The sequence below is a fragment of the Candidatus Zymogenaceae bacterium genome, from assembly GCA_016931225.1.
GTDB lineage: Bacteria > Desulfobacterota > Zymogenia > Zymogenales > Zymogenaceae > JAFGFE01.
In genome coordinates this window covers 13,739-29,850 of the sequence record JAFGFE010000018.1, presented here as the reverse complement: position 1 = coordinate 29,850, position 16,112 = coordinate 13,739, and the positions used below count along the sequence as shown (strand labels likewise).

Below are 16,112 nucleotides of genomic sequence, written 5' to 3'. Positions count from 1 at the left end.
ATTCTACCCCACTTTTCATTGTTAATCAAAAAACGGTAGAGATAAATTCAGAAAATTTCCTTCTTTCGACCTTTTTCTATTATAATATAATCTTGCATTCATACGACGGGTGACAAATATGTGTCACAAGCGGTCGTTCTGAGATTGCGAACAAATCCGGTTAGAAAAACACTATTCAATATAAACTTGTTAGAGGAGAGGACATGGCAGGAGATCAGGTGAAAACCATCCGCAGTATTGCGGAGAAGTATGACAAGGATCCTGCTCGGCTCATGGATGTCCTGCTGGATATCAAAGAAGAGCTGGGATACTTTTCCGAGGAGACGATCGGCGTAATCGCCGAGGCTATGAACATGCCCCGGGTCAAGGTACGCGATACCCTCAGCTTCTACGCATTCTTCCCCCGGAAAAAAACGGGGAAACATGAAGTGCTTGTCAGCAAAAGCGTCGTCGAGTGGATGAACGGAGGCGCGGACGTTGTCAAGGCCTTCGAGAAGGAGCTGGGCGTCTCGTGCGGCGAAACCACATCCGACCGCCTTTTCAGCCTGGGTTATGCCGAGTGTATCGGCATGAGCGATCAGGCCCCCTCGGCCATCGTCGACGGCGTCCCGGTGGGAAATCTTACGCCCAAAGACGTAAAAAAGGTCATCGACGCCGCGAAAAAAGACGCCGTTTCCGACCTTCCCGGCGCAAAGGTTGCGGCCAACCTGAAGAAGGAGGGGCCGGTCATCTTCGCACCCATGGAAAACGGAGCGGCCCTGGACGCGACACTTAAGATGTCGCCCGATGAAGTGATCAAGACAATCGACAAATCCGGTCTTCGTGGACGGGGCGGTGCGGGTTTCCCCACGGGACGGAAATGGATATTCTGCCGCATGAACAAGTCCGATACCCGCTATGTCGTCTGTAACGCCGACGAGGGAGAACCGGGCACATTCAAGGATCGCGTTATCCTGAGAGAAAAGCCGGATCTGCTTTTCGAGGGTATGACCGTAGCCGGTTACGCCCTTGGCGCAGCGGAGGGCATTCTCTACCTCCGGGGTGAGTACGCCTATATGAAGCCCGCTTTGGAAAAGGCCTTGGAAGAGCGCAGAAAAAACAACCTCCTGGGCGCCGACATCAAAGGCAAAAAAGGCTTCAATTTCGATATCCGCATCCAGCTGGGCGCCGGGGCCTATGTCTGTGGCGAGGAATCAGCGTTGTTGGAATCCGCCGAGGGGAAGCGGGGAGCCCCCAGAGAGCGTCCGCCCTTCCCGGTTGAAAAGGGCTACATGGATAAACCCACCTCGGTGAATAACGTGGAAACCCTGTGCGCCGCCGCCCGGGTCATGGAAAAGGGCGCGGACTGGTTTTCCGCCATCGGCACCAAGGACTCCACCGGCACCAAGCTCATCAGTGTCTCCGGCGACTGTAAAGAGCCGGGCGTCTACGAAATCGATTACGGAACCACCATTGCAGATTTTCTCAAACTGTGCGGCGCCAAAAAGACCAAGGCGGTCCAGATCGGCGGCCCGTCGGGACGTCTTTTGGCCCCCAAGGACTTCGGCGCCAGGATTTCATTCGAAGAGTACCCCACCGGCGGCTCTTTCATCGTCTTCGACGAGTCGAGAGACGTCCTCAAGTACATGCATCAATTCATGGAGTTCTTCACCGAAGAGTCCTGTGGATGGTGCGCACCGTGCCGGATCGGTACCAGCCTGCTCCTGGTGGAATTTGAAAAGATCCTGGACGGCAGGGGCACACAGGCGGATCTCGACAATCTGAAACATCTGGGAGAGCTCGTCAAGACCATGAGCCGCTGCGGACTGGGGCAAACGGCCGCCAATCCGATTCTGACGAGCATGGAAAGCTTCCCGGAGCTGTATAAAGCCATCCTCAGGCCCGATGAATACATCGGCCGCTTTGAATTCGACAAGGCCGTCAAGGCCGGCGAGGAGATGGCGGGAAGAAAATCCGAACTTGAGGAGGCACACTCATGAGCAAAGACACTCTCACTATCACCATAGACGGCAAGAAGATACCGGCAACGCCGGGACAGACGATTATGCAAGCGGCCGACGCCGCCGGCGTCTATATCCCCCGACTCTGCTGGCACAAGGACCTCCCCGCCGGCGGCAACTGCCGGGTCTGTACCGTCAAGGTAAACGGACGCCCCCAGGCTTCCTGCGTATTCCCCGCGGAAGAAGGGCAGATCATCGATAACGATACCCCCGACCTGAAGGATTTCCGCTGCAGGCTCGTAGAGATGCATTTTGTCGAGGGGAACCACTACTGCCCCTCCTGTGAGGTCAGCGGCGAGTGCGAGCTTCAGGCGACGGCATACCGACTCGGTATGATCACCCCGACGCTTCCCTACATGCGTCCGAAGCATACCGTTGACGCATCCCATCCGGATGTCTACATCGACCGGGATCGGTGCATCTTGTGCGGCCGATGTATCCGGGCGTCTCAGGAAGTCGACGGCAAGAGCGTCTTCGGCTTCGTCGGCAGGGGTGCAAAAAAGAAGATCGCCGTCAACGCGGAGCATAATCTCGGGGAAACCGACATGACCAAGGCCGACAAGGCGGCGGAAGTCTGCCCCACCGGGGCGATCGTCATCAAGAGGCAAGGATACCGCATCCCCTACGGCCAGAGAAAGTACGACAAGAAGCCCATCGGCTCTGATATAGAACAGAAGTAAGCAGAGGAGAACGTCATGGCAAAACCTGTGGTCGCAACGCAGCATTTGACAAGCTGTTTCGGCTGTCACATGTCCATTCTGGACATAGACGATAGAATCCTCAAGCTGGTGGAGCTTGTGGAGTTTAACAAGTCGCCCATCGACGATATCAAGGAATTCACGAAGCCTGTGGATATCGGCATTATAGAGGGCGGCGTCAGCAATGAAGAACACGTGGAAGTGGCGCGCAAGTTCAGGGAAAACTGCAAGATCATCATCGGCCTCGGCTCCTGTGCCGTGGCCAACTCGGTCCCTTCCATGCGAAATACCGTAACCCTCAAGGAGTGTATGGAGGAGGCGTACCTGAACGGCCCGACGGTCGTCGACGGGATCATCCCCAACGACCCGGACATCTCGCTCCTCCTGGACAAGGTGTATCCGCTTCACGAGGTTATCAAGGTAGATTACTTCCTCCCCGGCTGTCCGCCCTCGGCGGACACCATCTGGAACGCCCTGGTGGCGCTTCTTTCCGGGAAGGAACCCGAACTCCCCTATGAGCTCATTAAATACGATTAAATCGCTGGAGGAACCGACCTATGGCTGCTGCAGCTAAAAAGGGAAAAAGAAAAATAGTCATCAATCCGGTTACCCGGGTCGAGGGGCACGGCAAAGTGACCCTCCATGTTGACGAAAACGGCAATATTGAACAGGCGCGCTTTCACATCAATGAATTCCGCGGATTCGAGCGATTCGTTCAGGGAAGGCTCTATTGGGAAGCCCCGAACATCGTGGAACGTCTGTGCGGGATCTGCCCGGTGAGCCATCACCTGGCCGCCGCAAAGGCGACCGACGTGATCGTCGGTGCGGACAAGCTTACCCCCACCGGCGAAAAAATGCGCCGCCTGATGCATTACGGGCAGACCTATCAGTCCCATGCCCTCCACTTCTTCCATCTCTCCGCCCCGGATCTTTTGTTCGGGTTCGACGCGCCGCCCGAGAAGAGAAACGTCATCGCGATCATCGAAGCCGACCCGGAACTCGCCACCAAGGCGGTCCTGATGCGCAAGTACGGCCAGGAAGTCATCAAGGCGACCGCCGGCAAGAAAGTCCACGGCACCGGCGCCATCCCCGGCGGCATCAACAAGCATTTGACCGTCGAGGATCGGGATTTCCTCAAAAAGGACGCCGATACCATGGTTGAATGGGCAGAATTAGGCCTTTCGATCTGCAAGGACGTGATCAGCAAAAACAAGGACGAGCTGTTGAAGTTCGGCACCTTCGACTCCAACTTCGTCAGCATCGTCAAGGAAGACGGCTGTATGGACCTGTACGACGGGAATCTGAGGGCCATCGACGCCGACGGTAAGATCATCTTCGATCAGGTCAAGCCCGCCGATTACCTTGACTACATCGCCGAGGAAGTCCGCCCCTGGAGCTACATGAAGTTCCCCTTCATCAAGCCGCTGGGCAAGGAGAAGGGCTGGTATCGCGTGGGTCCCCTGGCCCGGGTCAACGCCTGTAACTACATCGACACCCCCATCGCCGAAAAGGAGCGCCAGGAATTCATGGCCCTGGGTGGCGGGCGGCCCGTCCATTCTTCCCTGGCCTATCACTGGGCCCGGCTGATCGAGACGATTCACGCCGCCGAAAAGATCCGGGAGCTTCTGGACGATCCGGACCTTTTGAGCGGCGACCTGACGGTTACAGGCACGCGGAGAAACCGCGGCGTGGCGTACCTCGAGGCGCCGAGAGGCACCCTCTTCCACCACTATGAGATCGACGACAACGACCAGATCGTGCTCGCCAACCTGATCGTCTCCACGACGAACAACAACGAGCCCATGAACCGGGTAACGCAGATGGTCGCGAAGCAGTATCTGGAGGGGAAAGAGATCACCGAGGGGCTCCTCAACCACATCGAGGTGGGCATCCGTGCGTACGACCCGTGTCTCTCCTGCGCCACCCACGCCATCGGGCAGATGAAGCTTCTGGTTCAGCTCCTCGATCGAGACGGCGCCGTCATCGATGAGAAGGTCAAGGGATAGGAGCGCTGTGACACACACGGTCGTCATAATCGGGTACGGCAACCCCGGACGCCAGGATGACGCAATGGGATTTTTAATGGCCGAGGGCATAGAGGCCCTCGGCCTTCCCTGTGTCACCTCGGAGGCGGACCTGCAGCTCCAAATAGAGGACGCCGCCACCATCTCCGAGCACGACATCGCCTTATTCATTGACGCCAGCATCAACGGCCCGGAGCCCTTCTCGGTCTCTCAGATCTCTCCGTCTCAGGAGATAACCTTCACCAGCCATTCGGTATCCCCCGAAACGATTCTTGCCATATGCGAGGAACACATGAAACACACACCTCAGGCATGGCTTGTGGGTATCCGGGGATACTCCTTCGAGCTCGAAGAGGGTCTCACGCCCGGGGCTCTGGAAAATTTCGAGGCGGCGTTTTCATTTATCACCCAAAAGCTCACCGCATGGGCGGCGAATCCCACGGCCCGCATCGAGCTGGAATGAGACCCTGGCATGGTTGAAGGAACGAGCCTGCCCGGTGTTGAGGTGGTGATTTTGGACGATCACCGGGATTGGTGAAGGCGATACTGCGTCATTTTCAGGGTGCGTCGTGGCAGCGGTGTCAGGTGCACCTGATGCGCAATGTTCTTGGGGTAACTCCTCGGTATATACAGGATCGGATGGTTGCGGGCCTGAGGCGGATATTCGGGTCGGATAATCGGGACGACGCCTGGAAGATATATGAGGCCGTGTTCGGTGATCTGTCCGGAAGGGCTGACCGGGCTCTTGATGTTCTTAAGAACGGGCTTGATTACGATCTTACAGTTCTTTCACTGCCCGAAAGGTGCCGGGTGCGTCTTTGAACAACAAATATGCTTGAGCCGGGTACATCTGGAACTTCGAGGACGGGAACGGGTGATACGGGAATTTACAGCACTTTTTTAACTTGCCCCCTACCAAGCCTGTGTTTCGGGGAAATCCCCCTCTTTCCACTATCATTTTCTCCGCACATACCACACCATCTTGTCTTGCCTGGTTTCAACAAGGTTTCGTTTTTCCGCATCTAATATCAATTGCTTAAACTTCGTGTAATTATGCGCTTTAATGTTCACACCTTTTTCCATGAGGGCTTCGCCCGCTTGAGAAAAGCGGACCCACTTTTTGGATGGCGATACCCCTTGAATAGCATCAAGTAAGGCGTTAATAATATACGGCATATCGCTCTGGGATTTTCGATGTTTGTTGTTGCTTGGAATAGAAAGGGTTATACCATGGTCAGTCTCTGTGACCGCAATGATGTCCTGTTTTACTGCGGCATTGATAAATTCCTGCCACGTGGCACAGCCGTTAATCGTCCCGGAGAAGTTCTCATTAAGCAGCTGCATACGAACTTTAACGGAACCAGGCGTAGGAATCTTTTTCTTTTTTGTCATTTCCTGAATAGCTTCTGTTAAGAGAGGGAAGGCTTCCTCTTTTTTGAGTCCTTTCGTCGTCTCGGGCTGCTCACTTGCGTCTGTCGAGGTATCATCGGGAATTAACGCCCGGTAATCGGCATATTCATCTGCAAATTCTAGCAGGTCCTCAGAGGCCGTATTGGAATCGCAAATGACAATAATGCGTTTTCCATGTCTTTTCAAAGTTTGAAGGAGTGGCCTGAAGTCAATATCTCCCGTTAAGAGTATGTACGTCTGAAGATGGGGGTATTGGAAAATCATTTCCATAGTCTTCGCAATTAAGGCGAAATCTGCGCTGTTCTTTTTCCGTTTTGTTTTCTCATCAGGTTGTGGCATGTGGATCAGTTCAAAACCCTTCTCTGAAATATTGACAGCAAGATTGTTTGTCAAGGTGGCTGTCCAATTTCCGATCGCGAGTGCTGATGAGATATTGCCGATCTGCTTCGCATAATCCAACAACCCATCCACAAATAAGGAGTCTTTTGATGGGGTGACATTTTCAATATCCCACAATATGGCAACATTCTTTTTGGTAGTACGCAATATAATTTTTCCCAAAGATAGTTGGAAGTTGAAAAAAGGGCGGCGGTTCCTGAACCGACTCGATAGAATCGGGTTATTCAAAAAAACCATTTAGATGGAGGAACCTCAGTGAAGGAATCTTATCATTTTGTTGACAAAAGGACAAGCAAAAGATTAAGGAGTATTTACTAAAAAACCCCGGTATTTATTACCGATGGTGGAGCTTTTCAAGGGTTCCAGAGTGGTGATATACGAGCTGATTGCTGTTGTGGGGAGGGCCAGCATCGAAGCGGTACTCATGCTTTCTTCCCAGGTCATAGCAGGAGAAAAACAAACAGGGTGTGCAGGTGGAGAAATGGTAAGATGGCGCTTCGTTGGGCTGCAACGGCTTTTGCTTCTGCCGAGAAGAGCTTTAAACGGATTAGTGGTTATAGGGACCTTTGGATGCTAGAAGTAAGACTCGATGAAGATTTCATCTTTTGCAAAAAGGAAGGTGTAGCATAATATGGAAACACAAACCGTCACCCACTTTCAACTAAGTACGGGACATGCTTCTCAAATACGCCCTGATCATCGCCTCTGTAGGGAGCATCCTGGGGGCGGGCTGTCTTTTTATCGCTCTTCCCTGCCCGGGAGCATCGCCAGGCGAGCGGCGCCGCCCTCTTTTTTTGCCGCGATGTGACCGGGCGGCGCTTCATTAATATTCAACCGGGGAAAACAACCGGTTCTCCATAAACGCCGTCTCCACCATCCGGGAGGCATGGGCAATCAAAAACCGGTGATGATGCACCACGAGGATAAATTATTCCGTATCCTTGATACGACGCGACTCCCTACCGACCTCGGCCGTTTCCGGGATGTGATTTCTTCGGACGGCAAACCATCCGCACCCCATTGACGATACCGGATCCAGCGGCGATCTCCACGTTCCGAACCACCCGCTCTATACCCTCTGTTTTTCTATCTCGTCTATCATCTCCCGATGTCTCTTCGCGTCAATCGGGAAAAACGACATGATCGTGATTCCCAGGATGATGAAGCAGACCGGAAACAGCGTAAACAGGAGCCTGATGCCCAGGAGTGATTGATCCGTCTGGGGCTGGTTTGCCATGTATCCCACAAAATCCAGGACCCTCCCGACCAAAAATCCGGCCAGAGCGGCTCCCAGCTTGAAGACGAAAAAGAACACCCCATAGAGGATCCCCTCGTTTCGTATCCCCAGCTTCCACTCCGAGTATTCCACGGTATCGGGGATGATGGCCCAGGGCGACAGCCAGTTGGTGGAAAGCCCCATGCCCGCCACGGCAAGGCAGATAAACGTGAGGACGAGGCTCTTTTCCGCGAAAAAGAAGAGGACCACCAGCATCGCCCCCACCGTTCCCATGCCCAGGTTATAGGCGAGTTTCTTGCTGGCCTTTTTCCCGATAGATACAAACAGCGGAATGGAAAAAAGAGCGGGGATGAATATCCCCATGTTCGCAAAGGCGATGAGGTTTTCCGCCTTGAGGTTGTATTTGAAATAGTATGCAACCACAGCGGCCAGGGTGTTCATCGCCAGCATGTACATGAGCGTTCCCACAAGCAGGATCATAAACGGCCGATTCTTCACCACCGTCAGGACGTATTCGTAAGGCCGCATCTGTGTCCCGACATCGATCGTGACATCCGTCACCGTTTCCCGGGTTGCTCCGAATGCGATCAATGTGACCACCGTCAGTACGGCGCCGTAACACATTCCCAGGGTGCGAAATCCGGCGATCGGATCATCACCGCCGAAAAGACCGACCAGCGGCAGTGTGGCCCCGGCCGCCACCAGTGTCCCAACGATGCCAAAGGACATGCGATATCCGGTAATCACCGATCGCTCGTGGGAATCCCTCGTCATCGCCGCGGTGAGGGCTGCATAGGGAACGTTGACAACCGTTATCGTAGTGCAGAATAAAATATAGGTAAGAACTCCCCAGATGATCCGATATCTGGCTATCACCTCCTCACTCCCCCCGAACTGTGGTGAGTAAAACAGGAGCATGAAAGCGATACCCACGGGCAACGCTCCGAAAAGAAGATAGGGCCTTTTTTTCCCCCAGCGGCTTTTTGTCCTGTCCGAGATTGTTCCCATGAGGGGATCGCTCACCGCGTCCCAGGACTTGGACGCGAGAACGATGATCCCCGCCACCTTCGCCTCGATTCCGAACACGTCGGTAAAAAAATACAACAGGTAAAACAGCGTTGTGAGAAACGCCAGGTTCGCGCCGAAATCACCAATGCCGTATCCAAGCTTGGTGGAGAGGGGAATCCGTTCGTCTCCATGGACACCCGCTTTTCCGTTCATATCCATCATAGCCATATTTCTATCCTCCGCTTTACATCATTTCGGATTCGTTCGAACGGCATCTGCTCTACGTTTTTCTCAAAGCAGATTGAAATTGCTCATGGACTACACGTGCAGCTACACGTGTAAACTCTATTTACACTGTACCCTTAATTTCCAGAAATCGCAACAAAAAACAGTTCCCTAAAAAGCATATCCACCGGAAAGCACCTGTTACCCGGCCGATGACTATTTTTTCACAAAAACTGCGTTTCTCTCTTGACATTCAACACGTATGTTGTAGACTTTAGATGTGACACGTGCAGCTACACGTGTCGCTCAATCTTATTTGTAACTGTCCGTTTTCCGGCCTGTCTGCTTTGCCCGAAACAAGCTTCGGCATCGATACGGGCGCAGGCCGGAAAACGGGAGGGATCACATGACACGGGTCATCATCATCGGCTCCGGCATGGCCGGCATGACCGCCGCGGCCTTTCTGGCGAAGGACGGCGCGGACGTGACACTCTTCGAGCAGGCCGACCACACGGGAGGGGTCACCGCCACACTCCGCCGGGACGGCTTCAGGTGGGACCTGGGACCGATGGCTTTGGAGGGCATCGGGCCCGGAGAGCCGGCGGACCTGGTGATGGCGGAGCTGGGCTGTAACCGTCGGTACGATCTTGTCAGGGGGGATCGGGGGCTTGCGTTCCCGGACTTCCGCGTCTTCCGGCCCGACGAGTACCGGGGGAGGGACTGGAGAAAGGAGCGTCTGAAAGAGCTCTTCCCCCACGAGGCGGCTAACCTCGATCGATTCTATGCGTTTCTCGAGACCTCCATCGACCTGATCACGTGCGAGCGCCACTCGGCCGTGGCAGGACCCATCCGAAAGATCCCGCTGCTTCTCGGGATGCTCCTTCTCTGGCGGCGGATCAAGAAGTATGAGACATGGAATGCTCAAGAGCTTATGGCTGAATTCTTCACCGACGAGGTGCTGAAATCCTTCTTCATGATGATCCTCGCCGACATGACCATCCTTCCCGAGGAGTATCCCGCCCTGGGCATCCCCTTTTCCAACCAGGAGACCGCCTACGACCGGCGTATTCCCCCGAAGCGGGCGCTGGGTATCGGCCCGAGGAACATCACCTACCAGTTCGTCCGGGGAGGGTGCGGCGGGATTATCGAGGCGCTGGAGCGGGTCATCCTCGAGCATGGGGGCGTCATCCGGACGAACGCGGTCGTCACGAGGATACTCACGAAAAAGGACCGCGTCACCGGGGTCGTCCTGTCCGACGGCACCGAGCACCCGGCGGAGATGGTCCTCGCCAGCGGCGGCGCCCGGGAGTGTTTTTTTACGCTTCTCGGGAGAGACCGCCTGCCCGAGGACTATTCACGGAAAATAGACGACATCCCGCTGATGGAATCGGTCTTTATGGTGCACCTGGGCGTTGAAGGGGACATCACCGCACATCAGGATGTGCCCCTCAATTACTATTACGGCACCCACAACGTCACCGACGGCGTTATCAAGGTGCGGGACGGCGTCTATCATGAGGGAAAAGACGGATATATTATCTACATCCCCTCGCTCCACTCCCCGGAGATGGCGCCGGACGGCGCCCACGCCGTCACCGTCTATACCATCGCCCCGTACCGCATGAAGGAAGACTGGGACGAGGTCAAAGACGAGATGACACGAAAACTGGTGGCCGAGGCGGAATCGATCATCCCGAATCTTTCCGGGATGATAAAAACCTCGGTGACCATCACCCCGAAGGACTTCGGAAAGCTGGTGCATCTGGTCGATCACCACTCCTTCGGCGGCTACTGCCCCATGCTCAACAGAAGCGGCGCGCCGTCGGAGACACCCATCCGGGGGCTCCGTTTCATCGGAAGCCAGAGCGAGACCGGGCCGGGCGTCTGGACCCAGATCATCAGCGCCCGGAACGTCGTACGGCGGGCGAAAAAGGATATATAAGAACAGGTCTTTTATGGGATATCTCCTCGGCATAGATATCGGCACCAGCGGCTGTAAGGGGCTCCTGGTGGACCATGACGGGAGGGCGATCAAAGAGGCGGCTCGTGAATACGCCCCCGACACTCCCGCACCCGGGTGGAGCCAGCAGGACCCGGAGGATTGGTTTGTTGCGGCGATGGACGTCATCCGCGAGCTGACATCGGATTTTCCCTCCTCAGGGGCACCCGTCGACGCCGTCGGGCTGACCGGCCAGATGCGGGGCGTCACCCTCATCGGAAGAAATAAACTCCCGGTCCGCCCCGCCGTCCTGTGGAACGACTCCCGGTGCCACAAAGAGGTGGAGGAGATTACCGCCCGGCACGGAGAGTTGGTGCGGCGGGTCACCGGGAATCCCCTCAACACCATGTGCACCCTGCCGAAGCTCCTGTGGCTCATAAAACACGAGCCCGGGGCATGGGAGAGGGCAGAGACCTTCATCTACCCGAAGGACTACATTGCCCTCCGCCTGACCGATTCTGTGGCGACGGACGCCAGCGACGCGTCGGGAAGCTCGCTCTTCGACCATTTGACGGGGAGTTGGTCGGAAGAATTGCTGGAGCTTTTTTCCATACCGAAATCGAAGCTCCCGCGCATTCTCGTCTCCACCGATGTGACCGGACACGTCACGGCAGATATCGGGAGGGAGACGGGGCTCATTCCGGGAACGCCCGTCATCGTCGGCGGGAGCGACGCGGTGACGGAGATGCTCGCCTCGGGGGTGGTGGACCTGTCCTCTGCAAAGCTCCGCCTGGGCACCTCCGGGGCCGTCTCGACGATTGTCTCGGACCTTTCCGACATCCCCGAGGATTCGCCCGCCTATCTCTGGTCGTTCGTCGAGGAGGGGACGTGGATGCTGGACATCAACACCCGCTCGTGCGCCCAGTCCACCGTCTGGCTGAAAGATATCCTCTTCGATGACGCCTGCGACTCAACGATCGCGTTCGGTGAGATGGCGAAGATGGCCGAAACCGTGCCGGTGGGGGCGGACGGCCTCTTTTTTCATCCCTACCTGATGGGAGAGGACGCCCCCTACTGGGACCACCGCCTCACCGCCAGCTTCTTCGGCCTGAACGTCTCCCACACCCGGTCTCACCTCGTCCGGGCGGTGTACGAGGGCACCGCCTTCGCCCTCGCCGATGCGAAAGGCGCCCTGGGGGCGATCGGTGATTCATTCACGTCCTATCATCTCATCGGCGGCGGGATGAAAAACAGGGTCTGGACCGGCATCATCCTGGACGTCATGGGGGTGGATGGGGTCATTATCCCCAACGCCTCGGCGGCTCTGGGTGCGGCCCTCCTGGCCGGCGTCGGTATAGGTGTCTATTCGAGCGCCCGGGACGCCGCCCGACGATGTGTCACGGGGGGGGAGACGATTTCTTACGATAGAGAAATCCACGCACGGTACGCCGATCTCTTCGGTCGATACAGAGAGATAAAAGAGGCACTCGACTGTGCCTATGGGTCGGCATCGAACCGACGATAAACACGAGAATATTGGAGGAGGACATGACCTCACACAAACCCTTTCGGCTGGGAACCATCGGGGCGGGCGTCTTCGCGGAGGCCAACCTGTATCCCAGCCTTTCACTCCACTTCTTCGATGACGTCGATCGCGCCGCCGTCTGCGACCTGGACATCACCCGGGCCGAGCGGATGGCGGATAAATACGGATGGAAAAGGACATACACCAACTTTGAGCAAATGGTCGACTCGGAGAACCTGGACGGGGTGATCATTTGCCTCGGGGGAAAACACCACCCGGACGTGGCCTGCCGGGTGCTGGAGCGGGGGCTCCCGGTCTTCCTCGAAAAGCCCTCGTCCATCTACCCCGCCGATACCGAGCGAATCCTGGAGGCGTCGAAGCGGGCCGGAAAAATCGTCCAGGTGGGGCACCAGAAGCGCCACGGCCTGGCATACAACCGGGTCCGGGAGATCATCGGAGACAAAAAAACCTTCGGAAACATCATACAGATAGAGAGCAAGATGCACGGCTTCGACGTCTTTCCGACCTTCTATACCTGTATGCTGGAGTGGCAGTGCCACAACCTGGATGCGGTGATCTCCTTCGGGGGCGACATTGCCGAGGTGGACGCCGCCGCCCACCTCACCGGGCCGAACACGGGGGCGCTGGTGGCCATGCTGAAGTTCACAAGCAATGCTGTGGGCACGCTGGCATGGGGCACCTACGGGGGCCCCGGCCCCTTCGCCGAGCGCATCGAGGTTCTCTCCGACACCGGAAAGGGCGTGATCATCACCAACGCCCGGGAGGTGACCTATTACACCCCTGAGGCGGGGGAGATCTGGACCAGCGACTGGAACCCGATCAGCCCCAACCAGAGCCACGTCTTCAACGGCTACGTGGGGGAATACCGCCACTTCATCGACTGCGCAAGAGAAAACAGGGAACCCACACCCTCCATCCGTGATGAGGCGCGGACCATGAGCGTGCTCGCACAGATAGCCGAAAAGGGGGGCATCCCCATCGAATGGGGACCGGTTTCAAGCATGCTGTAATGCTTTATCAACACACTTCACACATCACGAGGAGTCACGTGCACCATGAGCGGCACAACCTTTTATCACGAAATGATTAAATATGAGCTTGAGCGGCTTCTGGCAGAAGAACGCGTCATCACAGACGAGGCCGAGATCGAGGCCCAGTCCCTGGACGTCTGGTGGGTGACCAGGTTCTGGAAATTCACCGAGTTCGAATTCCCGAAGCCCTTCGCCATCGTCTTTCCCGAGACGACCGAGGAGGTGGCGGCCGTCGTCAGGCTCTGTAACGATTACAAGATCCCGGTCATCCCCCGGGGCGGCGGCGCCGGCGACGGCGGCGGGGCCTCGGCCTTGACCGGCGGGATCGTTGTGGATACAAAGCGGATGGATAACATCATCTCCATAAACGAGCGATCCCTCACCGTCACCGTCCAGCCGGGCATCCTTCAGAAGCATCTGGAAGAGCGCTTGAACCGCCGGGGTTACACCATGAACCACTTCCCGGCGTCGTTCACCACCTCGACACTGGGGGGATTCATCAGCACCAACGGCACGGGGGTACTCTCTTCCAAGTACGGGAAGCTCTCCGACATGACCCATCGTCTCGAGGTGGTCCTCCCCACTGGACGGATCTTCAAGAGCCTCCCCGTTCGTCTTCACTCCACCGGCCCCGACTACTCGCGGCTCTTCCTCGGGGCCGAGGGGACCTTCGGGATCGTCACAGAGGCGGTCTGCAAAATTCACCCCCTCCCCCAGAAGCGTATCTTCTGGGGATTTCTCCTGCCGAACCTAAAGGACGGCATCGAGGCGGGCAGAAAGATCATGGTCAACGGCGTTGATCCCTGTCTGATGCGCCTGTACGACGAGAAAGACACCCGGCACATCATGAAAAAGCAGTTCGGTGTGGAGGAGGAGGGCTGCGTGATGCTCATCGGCTTCGACGGGATGACGTCCATCGTGGACGCCCAGATGACCGAGGCGACCGGCATCCTGCTCACGTCGGGCGCCCGGGACCTGGGGGAGGAGCCGGGGAAGAACTGGTGGGAGGGACGCTACAAGTCCTACTATCCCCCAAACGACTACATCGCCTATCCCTGGATGACCGCGGTCACCGATACCGTGGCCCCCTATGAGGATATCGAGACCATCTATGATGAGATGAAACGGAGCGTCGAGAATGATTTCGCCGAGTGGAACGCGGAATTTCACGCGCACTTCTCCCACTGGTACGACTGGGGAACGAGCTTCTACCCCACGTTTCTCATCAAGGAGTTCCCCGACGATCCCAAAGACGCCATGAGGCTCTACAACAGGATCATGGACGCGGCGGTGAGGGCGTCGGTGGAGAACAACGGCGTGGTCAACGAGCATCACGGCATCGGCCTTCGCTGCGGCAGGATGATGCGCGACATCTACGGCGACGGCTACGAGATCGCCCGCGCCGTCAAGCGGGCGCTGGACCCGAACAACATCATGAACCCCGGAAAACTCGGCCTGGGAGAATAGAGATGGATACCGAACAGATAAAAGAGACCATACAGAGCTGCAAACACTGTTTCATGTGCCGGCACGCGTGCCCCACCTTCCTGGCCACGAAGCTCGACTCCCACACCCCGAGGGGGTACGCCCTCCTCCGGGCGGAGATCGACGCGAAGAAGCTCTCCTGGACGAAGGCGATCGTCGACCGCTTCTACCAGTGCAGCCAGTGCGGCCTGTGCCGGGAGGATTGCGCCTATCACTGGCGGGAGGACGAGCTGGTCCGCCAGGCGAGGGAGGAAATAATACAAGCAAACGCCGTGCCCGACCGGGTGAAAGAAGCGGCCGATGAGCTCATCTCCCGTGACGAGGCCGGCGCAGAAAACATAAAGAACCTTTCGATACAAAAGGACGTCGTCGGGAAGAAGCACCCCGATATCCTCTTTCTCACAGGCGCAGCCGCCAGGATAGAGACCACGGAGGTGCTGGAGTCGGCGGCCGTCCTGATGACGGCCGCGGGAAGCGACTGGGGAATCCTCGAGCGGGAGCCGTCGGCGATCGCGGGGCTCTTCGAGCTGGGCTACGTGGAGCAGGCGCGGGCAGAGGCGAAACGCCTCATCGATGCGGTCACGACGGTCGCACCGAAGAGAATCGTCATTGGCTGCGCCCACCAGTACCGGGCGATGACAGACTACCTCCCCCGGATGGGAGTCTCGATGCCGGAAAAGATCGAAATACGTCACTTCACCGAGTATCTGGATCGCGCGATCACCGCCGGGGATTTGAATGTAAAAAAGGTCGACGATACATCTTTGGTCGGGTATCATGATCCCTGCCACCTGGGGAGAAATGCCGGCATCCTGGACGCCCCCAGAAGGGTTATCGAGGCGGCGACGGGTGCTCCTCCCATCGAGCTCTTTCACAGCAAAAAGATGGCCGAATGCTGCGGTGCGGGCGCCGGGATGTTTCTGACGGACCCGGACATTGCGGAACTGGTCGCGGCGCATCGTTTGTCCGGCGCCATATCCGACGGCGTCGAAACGCTCATCACCGCATGTCCCAACTGCACGGTATCCTTCCGCCGGGCGGCGAAGGCGAAGGATCTTACGATCACCGTCACGGATATCGGGGCATTTCTTGCGGAAAGGATATAGACGT

Annotated in this window: 14 protein-coding genes; 12 read left to right on the top strand and 2 right to left on the bottom strand. The window is 56.8% G+C overall.

The annotated features are described in order from the left end of the window. The first annotated feature begins 203 nt into the window (after positions 1 to 203). The 6 genes from JW885_07305 to JW885_07280 all read left to right on the top strand — a co-directional run bounded on the left by JW885_07305 (position 204) and on the right by JW885_07280 (position 5,544). Positions 204 to 1,979: an NAD(P)H-dependent oxidoreductase subunit E gene (locus tag JW885_07305; protein MBN1881962.1), complete on the top strand. Its 1,776-nt coding sequence runs from the start codon at positions 204 to 206 to the stop codon at positions 1,977 to 1,979. Beyond that, the gene (locus JW885_07300; protein ID MBN1881961.1) at positions 1,976 to 2,680 is read left to right on the top strand and encodes a (2Fe-2S)-binding protein; all 705 of its coding nucleotides are present in this window, start codon (positions 1,976 to 1,978) and stop codon (positions 2,678 to 2,680) included. Before JW885_07305 ends, JW885_07300 begins: the two co-directional genes overlap by 4 nt. Positions 2,681 to 2,695: 15 nt before the next feature. Continuing rightward, positions 2,696 to 3,235, top strand: a complete 540-nt coding sequence (locus JW885_07295) for an NADP oxidoreductase (protein ID MBN1881960.1) — start codon at positions 2,696 to 2,698, stop codon at positions 3,233 to 3,235. 20 nt (positions 3,236 to 3,255) lie between these two features. Further along, positions 3,256 to 4,704 carry a Ni/Fe hydrogenase subunit alpha gene (locus JW885_07290; GenBank protein ID MBN1881959.1) on the top strand — a complete coding sequence of 483 codons (1,449 nt, stop codon included), beginning with the start codon at positions 3,256 to 3,258 and terminating at the stop codon, positions 4,702 to 4,704. After that, the gene (locus JW885_07285) at positions 4,685 to 5,185 is read left to right on the top strand and encodes a hydrogenase maturation protease (protein ID MBN1881958.1); all 501 of its coding nucleotides are present in this window, start codon (positions 4,685 to 4,687) and stop codon (positions 5,183 to 5,185) included. Before JW885_07290 ends, JW885_07285 begins: the two co-directional genes overlap by 20 nt. 71 nt (positions 5,186 to 5,256) lie before the next feature. Further along, positions 5,257 to 5,544, top strand: a complete 288-nt coding sequence (locus JW885_07280; protein ID MBN1881957.1) for a transposase — start codon at positions 5,257 to 5,259, stop codon at positions 5,542 to 5,544. A 132-nt stretch (positions 5,545 to 5,676) separates the two neighbouring features. Here JW885_07280 and JW885_07275 read toward each other — a convergent pair whose 3' ends face one another. Then, positions 5,677 to 6,678, bottom strand: a complete 1,002-nt coding sequence (locus tag JW885_07275; GenBank protein MBN1881956.1) for an NYN domain-containing protein — start codon at positions 6,676 to 6,678, stop codon at positions 5,677 to 5,679. A gap of 193 nt (positions 6,679 to 6,871) precedes the next feature. Here JW885_07275 and JW885_07270 point away from each other — a divergent pair, with 193 nt between their 5' ends. Beyond that, complete coding sequence (locus tag JW885_07270) at positions 6,872 to 7,108, top strand: hypothetical protein (protein ID MBN1881955.1); 237 nt, start codon at positions 6,872 to 6,874, stop codon at positions 7,106 to 7,108. A gap of 492 nt (positions 7,109 to 7,600) precedes the next feature. Here JW885_07270 and JW885_07265 read toward each other — a convergent pair whose 3' ends face one another. Beyond that, a complete protein-coding gene (locus JW885_07265) occupies positions 7,601 to 9,004 on the bottom strand; it encodes an MFS transporter (GenBank protein MBN1881954.1) in 1,404 nt (467 codons plus the stop codon). A gap of 403 nt (positions 9,005 to 9,407) precedes the next feature. Between JW885_07265 and JW885_07260 the strand changes: the two genes are divergently transcribed. From JW885_07260 to JW885_07240, 5 genes are read left to right on the top strand one after another with little or no spacing between them, the layout of a single operon-like run. Further along, on the top strand, positions 9,408 to 10,943 hold the full coding sequence (locus JW885_07260) for an NAD(P)/FAD-dependent oxidoreductase (GenBank protein ID MBN1881953.1): 1,536 nt from the start codon (positions 9,408 to 9,410) through the stop codon (positions 10,941 to 10,943). Positions 10,944 to 10,956: 13 nt separating this feature from the next. Further along, positions 10,957 to 12,465, top strand: coding sequence for a hypothetical protein (locus JW885_07255; protein ID MBN1881952.1), 1,509 nt, complete (start codon positions 10,957 to 10,959; stop codon positions 12,463 to 12,465). A gap of 23 nt (positions 12,466 to 12,488) precedes the next feature. Beyond that, a complete protein-coding gene (locus tag JW885_07250) occupies positions 12,489 to 13,496 on the top strand; it encodes a Gfo/Idh/MocA family oxidoreductase (GenBank protein MBN1881951.1) in 1,008 nt (335 codons plus the stop codon). A gap of 45 nt (positions 13,497 to 13,541) precedes the next feature. Then, a complete protein-coding gene (locus JW885_07245; protein MBN1881950.1) occupies positions 13,542 to 14,984 on the top strand; it encodes an FAD-binding oxidoreductase in 1,443 nt (480 codons plus the stop codon). A gap of 2 nt (positions 14,985 to 14,986) precedes the next feature. Further along, complete coding sequence (locus JW885_07240) at positions 14,987 to 16,108, top strand: (Fe-S)-binding protein (GenBank protein MBN1881949.1); 1,122 nt, start codon at positions 14,987 to 14,989, stop codon at positions 16,106 to 16,108. Positions 16,109 to 16,112 lie beyond the last annotated feature (4 nt).